This is a genomic window from Chitinivibrio alkaliphilus ACht1 (genome assembly GCF_000474745.1).
GTDB classification, from domain to species: Bacteria; Fibrobacterota; Chitinivibrionia; order Chitinivibrionales; family Chitinivibrionaceae; genus Chitinivibrio; species Chitinivibrio alkaliphilus.
Window position 1 is genome coordinate 104,711 of sequence record NZ_ASJR01000008.1, and the last position, 15,159, is coordinate 119,869.

General features: G+C 46.8%; 14 protein-coding genes. 6 read left to right on the plus strand and 8 right to left on the minus strand.

Annotated elements, in window-relative coordinates:
• Positions 1-6 precede the first annotated feature (6 nt).
• Positions 7-2,088, minus strand: a complete 2,082-nt coding sequence (locus CALK_RS12115; RefSeq protein ID WP_022636662.1) for an HDOD domain-containing protein — start codon at positions 2,086-2,088, stop codon at positions 7-9.
• A gap of 10 nt (positions 2,089-2,098) precedes the next feature.
• Positions 2,099-2,821, minus strand: coding sequence for a PilZ domain-containing protein (locus tag CALK_RS05440; protein ID WP_022636663.1), 723 nt, complete (start codon positions 2,819-2,821; stop codon positions 2,099-2,101).
• Between the two features lie 155 nt (positions 2,822-2,976).
• Between CALK_RS05440 and CALK_RS05445 the strand changes: the two genes are divergently transcribed.
• Positions 2,977-3,336 (plus strand): toxin-antitoxin system YwqK family antitoxin, encoded by a 360-nt coding sequence (locus CALK_RS05445; RefSeq protein WP_022636664.1) that lies wholly within the window; start codon positions 2,977-2,979, stop codon positions 3,334-3,336.
• A gap of 171 nt (positions 3,337-3,507) precedes the next feature.
• Here CALK_RS05445 and CALK_RS05450 read toward each other — a convergent pair whose 3' ends face one another.
• Positions 3,508-3,735 carry a hypothetical protein gene (locus tag CALK_RS05450; protein WP_022636665.1) on the minus strand — a complete coding sequence of 76 codons (228 nt, stop codon included), beginning with the start codon at positions 3,733-3,735 and terminating at the stop codon, positions 3,508-3,510.
• 262 nt (positions 3,736-3,997) lie between these two features.
• On the opposite strand from CALK_RS05450, the gene CALK_RS05455 reads away from it, so the two are divergent.
• Positions 3,998-5,152, plus strand: a complete 1,155-nt coding sequence (locus CALK_RS05455) for an aminotransferase class V-fold PLP-dependent enzyme (RefSeq protein WP_022636666.1) — start codon at positions 3,998-4,000, stop codon at positions 5,150-5,152.
• 71 nt (positions 5,153-5,223) lie between these two features.
• On the plus strand, positions 5,224-5,868 hold the full coding sequence (locus tag CALK_RS05460) for a GNAT family N-acetyltransferase (protein ID WP_022636667.1): 645 nt from the start codon (positions 5,224-5,226) through the stop codon (positions 5,866-5,868).
• Here CALK_RS05460 and CALK_RS05465 read toward each other — a convergent pair whose 3' ends face one another.
• Together CALK_RS05465 and CALK_RS05470 are read right to left on the minus strand one after the other, a co-directional pair.
• The gene (locus tag CALK_RS05465; protein WP_022636668.1) at positions 5,869-6,555 is read right to left on the minus strand and encodes a zinc metallopeptidase; all 687 of its coding nucleotides are present in this window, start codon (positions 6,553-6,555) and stop codon (positions 5,869-5,871) included.
• Positions 6,556-6,642: 87 nt separating this feature from the next.
• Entirely contained in the window at positions 6,643-7,653 is a 1,011-nt protein-coding gene (locus CALK_RS05470) for an isocitrate dehydrogenase (protein ID WP_022636669.1), read from the minus strand.
• Between the two features lie 134 nt (positions 7,654-7,787).
• Between CALK_RS05470 and CALK_RS05475 the strand changes: the two genes are divergently transcribed.
• From CALK_RS05475 to CALK_RS05485, 3 genes are read left to right on the plus strand one after another with little or no spacing between them, the layout of a single operon-like run.
• On the plus strand, positions 7,788-8,147 hold the full coding sequence (locus tag CALK_RS05475; RefSeq protein ID WP_022636670.1) for a flagellar protein FliS: 360 nt from the start codon (positions 7,788-7,790) through the stop codon (positions 8,145-8,147).
• Between the two features lie 3 nt (positions 8,148-8,150).
• Positions 8,151-11,000 carry a helicase C-terminal domain-containing protein gene (locus CALK_RS05480; RefSeq protein WP_022636671.1) on the plus strand — a complete coding sequence of 950 codons (2,850 nt, stop codon included), beginning with the start codon at positions 8,151-8,153 and terminating at the stop codon, positions 10,998-11,000.
• Entirely contained in the window at positions 10,997-12,160 is a 1,164-nt protein-coding gene (locus tag CALK_RS05485; RefSeq protein ID WP_022636672.1) for a hypothetical protein, read from the plus strand. Before CALK_RS05480 ends, CALK_RS05485 begins: the two co-directional genes overlap by 4 nt.
• A 115-nt stretch (positions 12,161-12,275) precedes the next feature.
• Here CALK_RS05485 and CALK_RS05490 read toward each other — a convergent pair whose 3' ends face one another.
• From CALK_RS05490 to CALK_RS13150, 3 genes are read right to left on the minus strand one after another with little or no spacing between them, the layout of a single operon-like run.
• Positions 12,276-12,848 carry a hypothetical protein gene (locus CALK_RS05490; RefSeq protein ID WP_022636673.1) on the minus strand — a complete coding sequence of 191 codons (573 nt, stop codon included), beginning with the start codon at positions 12,846-12,848 and terminating at the stop codon, positions 12,276-12,278.
• Positions 12,849-12,850: 2 nt separating this feature from the next.
• Positions 12,851-13,876, minus strand: coding sequence for a hypothetical protein (locus CALK_RS05495; protein WP_022636674.1), 1,026 nt, complete (start codon positions 13,874-13,876; stop codon positions 12,851-12,853).
• Between the two features lie 8 nt (positions 13,877-13,884).
• Positions 13,885-15,021 carry a hypothetical protein gene (locus tag CALK_RS13150; RefSeq protein ID WP_022636675.1) on the minus strand — a complete coding sequence of 379 codons (1,137 nt, stop codon included), beginning with the start codon at positions 15,019-15,021 and terminating at the stop codon, positions 13,885-13,887.
• Between the last annotated feature and the right edge of the window lie 138 nt (positions 15,022-15,159).

The following is a 15,159-nucleotide window of genomic DNA, read 5'->3' on the forward strand; positions in this document are numbered from 1 at the left end:
ATGGCCTTATTTTCCCTGTGTTTTTTGCAAAAGCTCAGCTGTACTTTCGTAGCGGGTGAGCTTTTGCTGTATTTCCTGAGGAAGAGTGGTCTCCTTGTTTTGTATACAGAGAAGAATACCTCCCCCTAATTGGCTAAGGGAGCTATGAATTTTCTCAAGTAAGGATATTACCGCAGGGTGGACTTGTTCAGCAGTGGAAAAATCTACGGCGATATGGCGTGTTTTTTTGAGGAGCATGGCCATAATTTTTTTTATTTCTTCGCGATTTTCCTTTTCAGCAGTTCCCCCTATCCGCATAAGAACCATGGAAGACTCGATAACCTCTGCAGAAAACTGAAATGCACGGGTTTCTCGAATTGGTGTATACTCTTCCTTCGGTATCTCTTGCGGAATGAAAGAGAAGGGGTGGCCCATGGCCAGGCTTTCCACGGCAAAAATAAATACACGGAGATCTATTGATTCGGGAAGGTATGAGATGGAGTCTTTCTGCGGCAGATCAGCGGAGTGTTTGTGAAGAATAACCATGGGGATAGGGTCTTCTTGTTTGGTTATATGGGATATATAGTGGAGTATTTCCTCTTTTGTACGGGGATGGAGAACAATACACTGTATTGGTGGATCAAAATCACGACATTCTTCCGGAGTGCTGAGTAGGTGTACTCTATATCCTTGGGTAATCAAGTAGTTTTCATGGGGTGAATATAGAGAGGCGTGCGAATCAACAAAGGCGATAGATATTTCTTCTTCTGGCGAGTATTCTGCGACGACATTTTTTATCGAAAGATAGGTACTAAAAAGATCTATTTCATCCGTGATACTCTGGAAAAACGATTCCGTTATTTTTACCGGAATTTTCAAGGATTCTAATATCTCATTCGGTACGGAAGATACGAATTCATCACACTCTCTTCCAAAGGCTTTGCTTTTGGCTATGACTTCAGAAATCCCAATAATTTGAACAAGGTGTGTGTTCGCAGGAGCACCCTTCTTTTCATAGGATGCAAAATGTTCCGCATATTTTATGGTCTCAATAATCTCCTCGGGAAGATTCCACGAATGAAACAGTTGTACGACCACATCGATGTGCGACATGCCCCAGAGGGCATTTTGAACTGCAATAAAGCTATCACCCTGTTGATTTGTTACTTCAAGACTGTACAGCAGATAGGCGGGAAAAAACTCATCGAGAAGAATTATGCCAAAATCGTGCATCAACCCGGCGATAAATGCCGTATCAGGAGGAGAAAGCCCGCTTTTCCTCGCAATTTTTGCCGCAATAATTGCCGTGGCTAAGGAGTGGAACCAGAAGTGCTCGCGACTAAAGCCGATACTGCGATCTTCATCGGAAAAGAGGTTCATGACGGAAAGAGAAATGGCAATATGTTTTGTCTCATCAAAACCAAGGCGTACAATGGCATCTCTGATACTGCTGATCCTTCTTCCAGAGCGGCCATAGGCAACTGAGTTTGATACTTTGAGAATATTTGAAACAACCACAGGATCTGCTTCTATTGCCTTTGCAAGATCCTTTGCACCGGTGGTTTCACTTTGGGTTACCTGCATAACCTTTGCAATTGTAAAGGGAAAGGCAAGGAGGTCTCCAATTCGTTTTACCATGATCTCAATGCGTTGTACCGGTGGTGTTGCACGATTCATGATTCGTGTATTATCTTCCAGTTCACCCTTATATTTTTCCTGTGCTTCCACGGAGTGTCCATCAAGATGGGAATGGGAAATAATACCTTTTAATATATCCGTCGTGAGTGGCCGCTGATAGTAGTTCTTTACGCCGGAGTTTCGAATAAGGTTGAGAGTTATTTCATCGGCATGATCTCCATAGCAGATGATTGGTATTTGACGGGTTCGGCGATTTTCTGTCACTTGTCGTATGAGATTAATCTGATCGTTAAGGTACTCCGTAAGCTCAAAAATAAGTGCATGTGGCATTTGTTGAGTAATTGATACGTAGGCGGTCTTAAGGTTTTTTACCTCCCGAAAGGTGTACCCGTATGTTTCAAAAATGACTGACAACACTTTTTTTTCATGTGCATCGCTGATATATGCTGAGATCATTGGGTTTTTTGCCATCAGAGTATTCCTATGAGTTGAGGAGTTCAGCAATGTAGCGATAGATATATTTGAGAGAATCTTGCGACGTATCAACAAATTCCATGCAAATTCGTCCCGGAGGGAGGGCGACAATATGTGTTGTCACCACAACCTTAAAATGACGAATGCGTACTTCTATATTCCGAACAACCTTGTGTATCTCTAGGGCAACGGCAGTATTGGGTATCTTCGGTGGGAGCAACAGTGCCATACCTCCAGCGGAAATATCTGCGATGGGGAGACGAAGATTTTGGTTTCGAACGGCTCCGTGAAGAATTGCTGTTGCTCGATCGGTAGGGCTTGGTGTAACTCGAGGGTGAACCCGCTTATTGTTTTTAAAACTATTTTTTTCAAGCCATTGAAAGAATGTTTTTTCAAAAAGTTCTTCGCTGAAAGGCTTTTTGATAAACCCATTTATGCCAAGGCGAATCATACGTTGCAGGGTATTTTTGTCTGGTTGGGGCGTGCTGATAAAAATACGGATATGGGCACGTTTTTTGTTGAGCTTAATGTTAAAAATAATATCATCAATAAGCTCGCGATCTGCAGAGTAGTCGGTGAGATAGTATTCATAGGAGCCAGAAAAAAGAAGGGGTTGTACCATGGGGAGATTTCCAACAATTTTTGGTACTAACCCTTGACTGATAGTATAATTTTTAAGATACCCGCATAAGGCACTGTTTGGTTCGTAGATAAGTATTTTCATGGACATACGCCTCCGTGGCGAGTATACCATGGATCTTTTCTTTTTTCAAGGAGAAACAGGGTGTATATTTCTCTTTGGGGAAAACAAACAGGTAATATGCGTGAAGAAAGTTCATATATTAGTCCCCGTAGTCGTAGATTTGGTAAAGAAAGGAATGTTCTATGAAGCATCTTGTTTTCGTAGTATTTGTCATGTTTTTTGCATGTACCCAGAGTGTTGAGTATGAAGATCTTGAACATCGCGAGAGAATCGCCTATGTGCAGGGTGAAGATACGCCCTTTTCAGGTCGTGCCGTTGATTATTTTCCCGATGGATCTGTTCGTGAAGAGGCCTACTATAAAGACGGGGTGCTCCACGGAACATGGAAAGCTTTTTCACCTGACGGGACACCGGTCCGGCGTCTCTATTTTAAAGAGGGGGCTCAACATGGTGAGCAGATTTTTTATAATGAATCGGGGGATATCTCCTCACGGGCTCATTTTGATCGGGGAGAACTGCAGGATGTTCAAAGTGAAGAGTAGTTATGCCGTTGCACGAATCAGGCTCAATTCGTTGGTGTTTCACGGAGGTGTAGAACGAAGATAGATTGTTCCGGTGGTCCAGCTTCTTCCCCTGCCAACCCGATGAGTACCGTCCAGAGGGTCGGTGAGGTTTTCATCCCCGCCATTATGTCGGCTGTATCGCTGTACCAGTTAGGACTTCTCAGATATTTTCCGCCCGAAAAGCATACTCCCCCTCTGCTTTTGCAGAAAGGCCATACGCTTCTTTGAGAACTCTGGTTTCCCCGTTGAGATACTCAGGATGTACACCTCGAGAAGTATCTTTTGTGACGGGGTCGCCTTGAAAATGATATGTTGGCTCAGTTCTTCATGGATACTGCGAAGGTGGTAATAGAGAGGAGCATCATACCAGCGTACCATCTTACGAGATTTACTCTCTGTGTGTAGGAAAAGTTTACCACTTCCTCTGATCCCACGGTGAAGCGTCTCGCGGAATATGGTGAATTCTTTGGGTGCAGAGGGATTCGGTGTGCACGAAGCCCGAGAAGAGTGTGCGTATAAAATAAAAGAGTTGTTTCAATTGAAAATGCGTATACATAACCGTATCCTTGTAAAGGATGTGTCATTGTATGTTACTACCAAAATAGAAATTTTTCTGCGGTTGTAAGAAAGGATGGTGTGTATGGGGTGTGATTGTCGGGTTCGTCGCGGGCTACTTTCTAAAACGTACACGCTCCAGAAAGGTGATGTTTACTTTGATCATGCTGCCGCATCTCAAGTGACCCCGGAAGTTATTGGTGTGTATGAACGTGCCCTTCGTTCTCTCTGGGCAAATCCGTCAAGTCAGCATGGGGCAGGCGTGCTTGTATATAAGGCCCTGGATGATGTGTGTACCACCCTCTCCCGTTTATTTTCTCGTGGTCGACGGTGGTATTTCGGAGAGAGCTCTTCCCGGCTTATGCATCTTTTTATGCAGTACTGTTCCGTAGACTCCCTGATCGTTCCTGTGACAGGACATCGCTCATTTCAACAGGCAGGCCAAAAGGTACATACCGTGGGGGTATTACCCACAGGTGAGATTGATCTTGTTTTGCTTGAAGAGCTTCTCAGCCGCACCACTTCAGCGCTTTTGCTCTATGCTCCGGTACATCATGAGACCGGCGTTGTACAGCCGGTACGCAAGATTTACGCCCTTGCTCAGAAATATGACTGCCTCATATGTCTTGATGCGGTGCAGACAGTCACTCGGCTTGGCCATCATGAGTGGGAGCCCTACGGCCACGCTTTTTTTTGCTCATCCTATAAGGTGGGGGCTCCTCCCGGTGCAGCGCTTCTCGGGGTTGATCCGACCCTTGCGTTTTCACCTCCCCTCCACGATGCATCCCTTGAGTGGTCTCTTTTCTCAGGAAGTGTGAATGCACCGGCCGTATGTGCCTTTGCAAAGGCACTCTCCCTCCATATGTCCCAGGAAGAACGGGTGCTCCAGGAATTAGGCACTCTCACTCGCGAAGCACGCTCAATTTTATCTGATTTGGGTCCATGCATGGTGTTTGAAACGCCCAAAAAATGTATAACGGGGATTCTCTGTATTACCCTGCCGGATATAGATGATGTGGAGGATCTGCTTCTTTTTTTATCATCGCGACGCATATATCTCAGTCGGTTTTCGGCATGTGATTGGGATTTATCCAAACCATCCCGGGTACTGACTGCCATGGGGGTCCCTCCAGAGCGAGCAAAGAAATCTCTTCGCTTGTCTCTTTCGAGGAACAACCAACGGAGTGATTTTTTTATTCTTAAAAAAGCACTTCGTGAAGCCTTTTCACAAGGCCTATAAGAAGAATTGGCAAATATCTCATCATCCTATGGAGAATATTCTGTATATTATTTTTTTTCATGGAGGATCGTGTGGTCTATGAAATTGTTCCTGTAAAAAAAGAAGAGCTTCATTCCGTGGCACAGCTTCTTGCGGAGGTGTTTTCCGGAGAAGCAATTACGTCTCAACTCTTCGATTTCTCCCGGGAAGATACGAAGGATCGCTTTGCCCGCATGACCCATCTTCGCGGAGCTTACTACCTTCGGGCGGGGCATCTTCTCTTGAGCGTATTCCACCAAGGTACTCCTCTCGGGGTTGCCATAGTAAAACGTACCGGAAATGCGATTTCAGTACGGGAGCGACTATTTCGATGGTATGGGCCGTTGTTGCGTGGCATGTTTTCCCTCGTACCGGTCATGCGTTTGCGGACATATCTCAGTTTGTGGCCACATTTTCTGCATCCACGACATCTTACCAAGCCTTATTGGTATCTTGAAGCCCTCGCGGTAGATCCGTCGTGGCAGGGAAAAGGTGTTGGAAGCGCTCTTTTGGAGGATATTCGTGAGCGTATGCACAGTGATGCCTCCGTGTCGGGAATATTTTTGGAGACCGGTACAGAGGAAAATAGCGCTCTGTATGAAAAACGGGGATATATCTGTATTGAAAAAAAGGGGACCGCTCGTGTCCCCGTGTATCGTCATTTTTTGGTAAATCCCTCTTTTCGTCCGGAGGGGTGACTATCGCCGCTGCTGTGCACGCAGTATGTAGTACAAGAGGGTGAGCAGCGATGTAAGAGCCGAAGCTACGTAGGTAAGAAATGCCGCGTTGAGCACTTTCCCCGATGCGACGGCTTCTTTTTCAGGGACAACCCCCGTGGATACCATGAGTTTCTTTGCCCGTGCCGAGGCATCCCATTCAACGGGAAGCGTAACAATGGAAAAGACTACCGCTGCAGAAAAGAGGATGATTCCCACGGAGAGGAGACCGGGAAAATTAAGAATGAAGCCCAACATAAGTAGAATGTAGGAAAAGTTTGAAGAAAACTGCACCACCGGTACCATGTTGGAGCGTAAACCAAGCCAGAAGTAGGCATCGGCATGTTGTAAAGCATGCCCTGCTTCGTGGCAGGCAACACCAATGGCGGAAAGAGAACGGGAGTTATATACGTCTGGAGAAAGACGTAGGGTTTTATTTCGGGGGTCGTAATGGTCGGATAAAAAACCCTGCACCGGTTCTATGGATACATCGTGTACACCGGCATTACTCAAAAGGCGTTGGGCTGCTTGAGAACCGGTGATTCCCGTAGAGCTTGCTACTTCAGAATATTTCGCGAAGGTTGATTTTGTAATCATGGTTGCGTAGGCGGCAAGAAGAAGCCCCGGGGCAAGTATTATAAAATAGAGGGGGTCGAAGAGGTACATCATACTACACTCCTTTGTTGTGTTCACGGCATAAATATACATCGTGCTGGCAATTTGTACCAGCATGATGCTTGATCAATCGCCCGATTCTTATTTCTGATTGTGTATATATGATATTAACAGATCAGTATAGGCCTGTGTACCTAAGGTTCCACCTAAATCTACGGTTCGTGTGGATGCTTGAGAGGTTGTTTCTTCAATGGCGCGACGTATTCGTATTGCCTGATGCGGCATGCCGATATGATCCAGCAGTAGGGCAGCTGCCAAGAGGAGGGCCGAGGGGTTGGCCAGGTCTTTTCCCGCAATATCCGGGGCAGAGCCGTGAACAGCCTCAAAAATGGCTGTATCAGCACCGATATTTGCACCGGGTGCCATGCCCAGTCCTCCCACGAGGCCTGCGCAGAGATCTGATATGATATCTCCCAGAAGATTCGTCGTTACGAGCATATCAAACTGCTCCGGTGCTTTCACAAGGTTCATGGCTGCTGCATCAACAATCATCTCTCCATACTCAAGGTCGGGAAACTCTTTCTTTACAGACCGTCCTACGGAAAGAAACAGACCGGAGGTTGATTTAAGAATATTGGCCTTATGCAGTAGGGTGAGACGTGTCCGCCCCATGGATCGTGCCAGTTGAAAGGCATAGCGGAGAAATTCCTCCGACCCTGCTCGGGTAATAACTGATTTTGCTTCTGCACGCGACCCATCGTCGCTCAGAAACTGCCCCTCCCCTGCATACATTCCCTCTGTGTTTTGGCGGAGGGTGATAAGGTCAATGGAATCATAGCGGGTTGAGATTCCCGGGTACGACCGTACGGGGCGTACATTTGCAAAGAGGTTGAAATGCTGTCGTAACTGTACGTTAACCGAGGTAAACCCCTCTCCCACGGGGGTTGTAATGGGGCCTTTGAGAGCAACTTTTGTTTCACCTATCGATTGTAATGTTTTTTCGGGAAGCAATGCCCCTTCTTCACGCAGCGCTGTTTCTCCGGCGGTACAGAAGGCGAATTCAAGGTCGCATTCAAGAGCAGAAAGTACACGGATGGTTGCATCGGTAATGGCCGGGCCGATACCATCTCCCGGTATTACGGTGATTTTCATAGGATGTCCTTTGTAAAACGATTTATCTTCTAATATAGTGTAGGTTGAGCATGAAAAGAAGGGCAAAAAAGCTCCTCGCGTCAAAGTTTTCCCAAGGATGAGCTCCGTGTACTATTTTATGGTACAGGTGGCATATGAAACGAACAAAAAAACAGATTGCCGAATATTATCGGAACATGACCATAGAAACTGCTTCCAAAAGAAAGCAGCTTGTTTTGTTGCATGAAAAACTGGGTAAACTGATTCGGCGCGCCGTAAGGGCAGAGAAGAAAGGGCGTATTCTTCGTCTAGAGCTTACCCAGGGCCAGAATATTATTTCTCAACTACAAATAGCCCTTCGGGAAGATGCCCGCGAAGCAGCAGAAAGCCTTTTTTTACTCTACGATTATATCTATACAAAATTGGAGAGTCAGTCCCCGGACGATTGGCACCAAGCCTTAGAGATAACAGACACTCTTACAGAAACCTTTCAGGAACTCTTAAAAAGAAAGTAACCCATGGCAAAATTATCAGATATGCTCTCACAAGATAGTGCACAGAAGCTTCAGGAGTATCAAAAAAAACAGGGGGGCGCACGGAAGAAGCACCGAAAACCCCCGCAGAAGGGCCGTGCTGTGCGAATTCCCGATTTTGTTTCCATTGATTTGGAAACAACAGGGTTAGATAAAAATCGAGATCGTATTACCGAGATTGGTCTGGTAAAATATGTGCAGGGAAGAGAGGTCGACTCCTTTTCCAGCTTGGTGAATCCCGGCATTCCTATTCCCCCGGATATTGTGGAACTTACGGGTATTACAGACACCATGGTTGCGCAGGCGCCGCCCTTTGCAGAGATTATGGATCAGGTCTATCGATTTATTGGTCGTATGGCCCTTTGTGCACATAAGGTTGACTTTGATTTTTATTTCTTAAATGAAGCGTTTCAGCGTAATGGGGGCAAACGGATTCGTAACTGGCGTATTGACACCTTGGCAACGGCGCGACTTCTTCTTGATCTTCATGAAGGGTATGCCCTAGGAAAGGTGGCGCGAGCCTTGGGTGTTTCCTTAGAGCATGCACACCGTGCGCTTGATGATGCTCGCGCCGGTGGTGAGGTTGCCCTTAAGCTACTTCCCATGATCGATGATATTCCCGTAGAAACACGGGTAAAACTTGCTCGGTTTGCCCCTTTTTCCTTTGTGAAAAAGATGCTGGAGTATTCTGTACAGGGCTATGGTGCAGAGAAGAGCATGCAGTTGCAAAGAAAGAAATTTGTGGTTTCTCCTCGGGCGCAGGGAGATCCGGCGGAACTGGTTTCTCCCCAAGAAGTGGCCGAGCTACTCCAGGAGAAGAGCCCCTTGGCAGAAAAAATCCCCGGTTTCTATTCTCGACCTGCTCAGCAGGAGTATGCCCAGGAGATTGCCAAAAGTCTCAATACTGGCGGGGTTGCTGTTATGGAGGCGGGTACGGGCACGGGAAAAACCCTTGGGTATCTTGTTCCTGCGGCTCTTTGGGCTTTTCGTCGCGGTGCATGTGTTATGATTTCCACAAATACCAAGAATTTACAGGAACAACTCATCCAGCGGGAGCTCCCCAAGGTTGCAACACTGTTGGGAGATACCTTTTCCTACACCCTGTTGAAGGGGAAGGGTAATTATGTTTGTATCAAGGCATGGAATAGCTTTGTATCCGGCGAGACGGGGTCCCTTGCCCCCCATGAAAGAGATGCCGTACTTCCCCTTATAAAGTGGATGGATGAGACCGAGACTGGAGATATTGAAGAACAGAGCTTTTTCAACCATCACCGAATGACTCATATTTGGCAATTAATCTCTGCGGAAAATCGTAGTTGTGCAGGTTGCCCCTCCTATGATGCTTGTTTTATGCAGCAGGCACGTCTTCGGGCGGCACACTCCCATGTGGTGGTAATTAATCATGCTCTTTTTTATCATGATGTTATGGCACACTCATCTTTTACAGATGGGGCAGATGCTCTTATTTTCGATGAGGCCCATCAATTGGTGCCCACGGGGTATCACTCCCTTGTTACGGAAATTGACAGCCGGCGAACTGCTGCGTTAGTAGAGTATTTGCAAGAGATTGTAAACACTTTGAAGGGATATAAGACTGATGGGGTCGGTCGTTCCTTTGAAGAGCGATTTTCAGCCTTGACTCGGGCCGTAAAGGCCTTACGTAAAAATAGTACCAATTTTCTCAGTGAGGTGTCACTCTGGCTTCGCAAAAATCGTTCCCATGCAGATGATATGAGTCGGGGTATTCTTCAGATACGGTATGAGCCTGCAACCTTTGCTCGGTGCGAAGCAGGGGCGGGGCTTATCCTTGCCCTTACGGAGAGTATTCACTGTGTGGAGTCCTTTGTCCGCTCAGGAATACCTGCTTTGGAACGGGGTATTGCCCTGAATGAACTGCGTGTTGGGCTTGATCGTCTTCGCCAGTATCGAGCAGATGTGCACTATTTGGCCTCGGCTGATACGGCGGGCCATCTTTTTTGGGCGCAGGGGCCGGAAGACGGTAAGTGGGTAAAACTGACTGGTACGCCCTTGGCGGTTGACTCCTTCTTAGGAGATTTCTGGAAGCACTTTGCTGGGCCAGTGGTGTGTACGTCGGCCACCCTCTCTCCCGATACAACCTTGGACTACTTCGTACACCGTGCGGGCCTGGCAGAGTATACACCGAAAATACAACGGTATGAATCCCATTTTGCACCAGAGTCAATTCTCCCCCTCGTGGTGAAAGACGCCGTGGATGTGCGTGATACCTCTTCCGTTGACTATATTCTGACGGTGCTTGCCGATATTAAAGAAAATACCGGGAAAAACACGGTGGTTTTGTTTACCAATAATGCCCTTCTTGAAGATGTATATCATCTGTTTATCCAACGGTATCCGCAGTATAAGGGGGCTGTTTTTGCTCAGCGTATCAGTGGAAATCGAACATGGATACAGAATCAAATGGAGGAAGTAGAAGGGGCTATTCTTTTGGGATCGGGAGCATTCTGGGAGGGCATTGATATTCCCGGTGCCGCCTGTGAAATTGTGGTGATACCGAAACTTCCCTTTCCCGTTCCAACGCACCCCATTGTACGGGCTATCTCCGATGATATCGATCAACGTGGGGGGAACGGCTTTATGGACTATTACGTACAAGAGGCGGTCTTGCGGTTTCGCCAAGGCATGGGACGACTCTTACGCCATCGGGATGATCGCGGGGTTTTTCTGGTGCTGGATAGTCGTATGATTCAGAAGGGCTATGGGAAGCGGTTTTTGAGGGTTAGTCCGGTTGATTTTATGGAGATAGAAAGCAACGCCGTATCACAGGAGATTTCCCGATTTCTTCGGGAAGAATGATCCTCTTTTATTTCAACGGGGCTGCTGATCGGACACATCGAAGAGTACCGAAAAAAATAGCCCGTGCGGTGGATCAAGGGGCGGCCTTGTTTTGTGCGGCTCTCCCCCAATCTACGGGCATTTACAGTGGTTTTACCGTGGATGAATCATACTACTCCTATCTGGGCGATCAAGGGCTTGCTCCGGCTCGTTTAACCATGCGTACAGAGGGGTATCAACACGGGGATGCGTGGTCAATGAATGGGTCGGGGCGCCGGTTTTTGACACAGCATACTCTATCCTATGCAGCCCCCCCCGTGGAATGTGTACATTGGTGCAATTCCCGCGTGTTTGCCCACGAGGTTCAGAGGCGACACCGCTTGGGAGTTCCCGGAAGCAGGCCCATCTCCTCTTTAGAAGAGTTTCGTACTGCGTGGAGATCTGCCCCGTCGTGTGTCCTTAAGCCTAACCACGGCAATGCGGGGGGACATTTCTTTACACTGACAGCTCATACCCCGGCAGTATCAGTGGAAGGGCCTCTTGAAGCAGCCCTGGCACGGGGAGAATGTTTTTTCTTTGAGCCATGGAAGAATATTGTCTGTGATATTGCAACAAAACTATCCATCAGCTCTGTCGGTGCTGTAGAGATTCATGGACATCATCGAAATTGGTGCAATCGCAATGGGGCCTTTTATGCTAACAGCATTTCGGCTGATGATACCACCATTGCGGCGTGGAAACCGCCCCTTGATGATATGGCCCGATCTGTGGGGGGCGAGCTCTTTGCAGCGGGATATTTTGGCCCCGTAGGCATCGATTCATTTCTGTATGAAGAAGGGGGGAGTCTTCGTGCAGCCTTTGCCATTGATATCAACGCTCGGCATACAATTAGTACGATTTCCTATGGTATTCGTGAAAAACGGGCGGGGGCTCGTGCTGTGCTGTATCGCTTTATTGCAAAACGACGACATCGTCTTCCCGATACATATACAGCCCTTCAGTCATGCCTTCGTGCGGGGTTTGCTCCTTGGGAGATGCCCCTCCTTACCACACCGCTTCGCATGTATTCACCCGACGGAGGATGGGTTCAGCCGGCACGGTCAGCGTTTTATCTTGAAGGAGAGTCTCAGGATGAGCTTCTGGAGAAGGATGAACGCCTGCGGCGGTGTATTCTTAAATAGGCCGAGATTAGAAGTCCTGGAATAAAATAGAGCTGAATTCTCTGCATGTATCGAGAAAAAGGAATGATGGAGGCATCATTCCTTTTTTGAGAAAGTACATTTTATACGAATTCTCTTACAGCTCTTCTTCTGCGCGATCCCTTCGTGAAAAACGGGTGATATTGAAATGATAGAGCAAACGAACCGCACCGTGGCCAATATTTTCTGTTACGGTACGATCAACTTGGTTTTCGTCACCCATGCCGGTCTGGCTTTCTCCGCGATATTCAAGCTTTCCTCCGGTTCGATAGGTTACTTCAAGGGCGACCCCGTGGGATTGACAGTCACCGAAAAACATCTCTCCCCCAATACCCCAAGAGGTATTCCATACAACATGGTTGTATTCAACAGGATCCATCTCCACGAGATCAACCCGCTGCAACCCTACCCCCCAAAGAGCATAGGGGGCAATCGGCCAGGAAGTTGGAATTGTATACGTAGCATACAACTCCCCCCATTCCCGTTCCCGATCATAGGTGCTTCCCGCACCTATGGTGGCGGCAAAATTATCTCCGATCCAGACTCTCCCGGAAGCCCCGAAGCCATCAATTCCCACACGTGTTCCAATGCCCACATCAAAGGACGCCTGGTCCTCTGAAGCAAAGAGTAGCCCTGCTAAAAGTACTATAAAACAGACTGTTTTTTTCATAATTATCTCCCCTCTTCAACTTCATAATCAACGAGCTCTTTGATCCAGACAATGGCACCATTTGCCCTGGTAATATTTTGTATATACCCCACCCCTGGAGCATAATACAGAGTCTCCTCAACCGTAGACGCATCTGCAAAAGACCCTGCCCCTTGCGTGTCACGGGAACGAAGATGAGTTCTTGATGGAGATCGGTGTATTCCTGAGAAAGATCTCGTATGTGATACGGTATACCTCTTTACGAGCTTCACACACTCAAAAGTACCTGCGGGGACAGTGACATATACCAGCGTATCTAAGACCTCTATCTGAGCCGTTTCACCATGGAAAAACTCACCATAGGAAGCATTATAGAGCAATCGGTTTACGTCCCATGTTTCTCCTATCTCCACGGGGTAGCGGTACAGACGATGTGGTTCCATAAGAGTGTCTGTGGGGGAAGAGCCTCCCATGAGTTTGGTACCCTCACCATCGGTAAATCCCCAGTACACCAAGCCTTCTTCTTCAAGATTTTCCCACTCAATTTGGAAAATTTCTGTTTCATAATCATCTACGACCGTGTCACGATCATAGGTAGTTCGTAGAAATGATTTCATGGTAGTATCACTCTGTGGAATGCTGTCACGATATTGCCACCATCCACCATCTACCAAGGGAAAGATTTCAATAGTACCAACAACAGATACAATGAGCGTATCCTGATCTGAGTAGAGTTCCCCATCAAATACCCGAATCGGTATAAATAGATTACCGATATAGTCTGTATCTGGTATGGCCGTTGTTCCGGAGAGGGTGTATTTTTCCCCTTCTTCCAAGACCACACTCATTGTATCTCCATCTGGATCATAGGCTTCAACATGACGAAGGGAGATTGTTATGGAGTCATTCATCTGCACAGCCACATTTGTAACTGTTCTCATGAGAATGGGGGCCCGATTATCTCGAACGCCCGTTATTTCCTGAGTTCCACAGCTGGCAAGGCTCAGAATAAGAGCCCCCAGCAGTGTAATATTTAGATATTGTTTCATAATGAACCTCACTTTTGAACACCTATCATACGACGTTCTTGTCGTACAGGATTACCATTTTTATATAGAGTAATAAATGCTGCAAAGGTACCTCCAAGACGTGAATCATGTCGTGAAAGATCCCATTCATATTCATACATATTTCCACGAATATCTGCTTCATCAGATACCAGAAGATTTCCAACATGGTCCAGTATTCGTATCTCTACACGATCAAAGGATCCACTTCCACGCACCATTATCGAGGAAGATCCAACGGGGGCGGGGTTGGGAGTTATTGCCAGTTTGAATTCTCCGCTAATTTCAATCTGACCTCTGCCAAAATCTATAATCCGCTCAAAAACGCCCACAGTAGCAATGTCTGATACAACCTCCAAACCATCACTCACATTAACAACTACTTCCAGTGTTCCAACAAAGTTTTCTGCGGGAATGATTGTCATTCCCTCAAGGCTGTAGTTGTCTCCGTCTGTAAGGGAGATTATAAGGTCATCTCCATCGGGATCTTCGGCATCAATCATATCAGCCGTCACAGTGAGGGAGCGATTCACCTCTATGGAAGGAATCGAGATACCATGGATAACAGGAGCTCTATTATCCTCGGGATCACGTACGGCAATTTTCGCGATGATCGTATCGGATACGGTATCACTATTGGAGACCCAGAACGGTATTGTGAGTTCTCCCACAAAACCCTCGTCCGGAGTAATCACGGTTTCTGATACAGAGTAATCATCACCGGAACCGATATGAATCACCAGATCTTCTCCGGATGGATCCTCGGCTACTACATCAGCTAAGGTTACTTCATAGCTACTATCCTTAGCTATGACAAAGGGATTGATACCATGGATAACCGGTCGACCATCCTGATCATCGTCATCTTGATCATCGTCATCTTGATCATCGTCATCTTGATCATCGTCATCTTGATCATCGTCATCTTGATCATCGTCATCTTGATCATCGTCATCTTGATCATCGTCATCTTGATCATCGTCATCTTGATCATCGTCATCTTGATCATCGTCCTGATCATCGTCCTGATCATCGTCATCCTGATCATCGTCATCCTGATCATCGTCATCCTGATCATCGTCATCCTGATCATCGTCATCCTGATGGACCTTCTCAAAAAAGTACACAGTGTGTTAAGACATATATATTATTAATTCAGAAATGGAGATATGTATGTCAAAGAAAGAACGACGCAGTTACGATCCAGAATTTAAGAAGGATGCAGTCCGTCTGAGCAATGAACCAGACCGTACAGTCCGTGAAGA

Excerpts from the sequence above, each read along its gene's own strand:
- CALK_RS05470 (WP_022636669.1), bottom strand. The coding sequence starts at position 7,653 with ATGAAAATCACCGTAATACCGGGAGATGGTATCGGCCCGGCCATTACC.
- CALK_RS05455 (WP_022636666.1), top strand. The coding sequence starts at position 3,998 with ATGGGGTGTGATTGTCGGGTTCGTCGCGGGCTACTTTCTAAAACGTAC.
- CALK_RS05450 (WP_022636665.1), bottom strand. The coding sequence starts at position 3,735 with ATGGTACGCTGGTATGATGCTCCTCTCTATTACCACCTTCGCAGTATC.
- CALK_RS05480 (WP_022636671.1), top strand. The coding sequence starts at position 8,151 with ATGGCAAAATTATCAGATATGCTCTCACAAGATAGTGCACAGAAGCTT.
- CALK_RS05465 (WP_022636668.1), bottom strand. The coding sequence starts at position 6,555 with ATGATGTACCTCTTCGACCCCCTCTATTTTATAATACTTGCCCCGGGG.
- CALK_RS05440 (WP_022636663.1), bottom strand. The coding sequence starts at position 2,821 with ATGTCCATGAAAATACTTATCTACGAACCAAACAGTGCCTTATGCGGG.
- CALK_RS05475 (WP_022636670.1), top strand. The coding sequence starts at position 7,788 with ATGAAACGAACAAAAAAACAGATTGCCGAATATTATCGGAACATGACC.
- CALK_RS05495 (WP_022636674.1), bottom strand. The coding sequence starts at position 13,876 with ATGAAACAATATCTAAATATTACACTGCTGGGGGCTCTTATTCTGAGC.
- CALK_RS05445 (WP_022636664.1), top strand. The coding sequence starts at position 2,977 with ATGAAGCATCTTGTTTTCGTAGTATTTGTCATGTTTTTTGCATGTACC.
- CALK_RS12115 (WP_022636662.1), bottom strand. The coding sequence starts at position 2,088 with ATGGCAAAAAACCCAATGATCTCAGCATATATCAGCGATGCACATGAA.
- CALK_RS05490 (WP_022636673.1), bottom strand. The coding sequence starts at position 12,848 with ATGAAAAAAACAGTCTGTTTTATAGTACTTTTAGCAGGGCTACTCTTT.
- CALK_RS05485 (WP_022636672.1), top strand. The coding sequence starts at position 10,997 with ATGATCCTCTTTTATTTCAACGGGGCTGCTGATCGGACACATCGAAGA.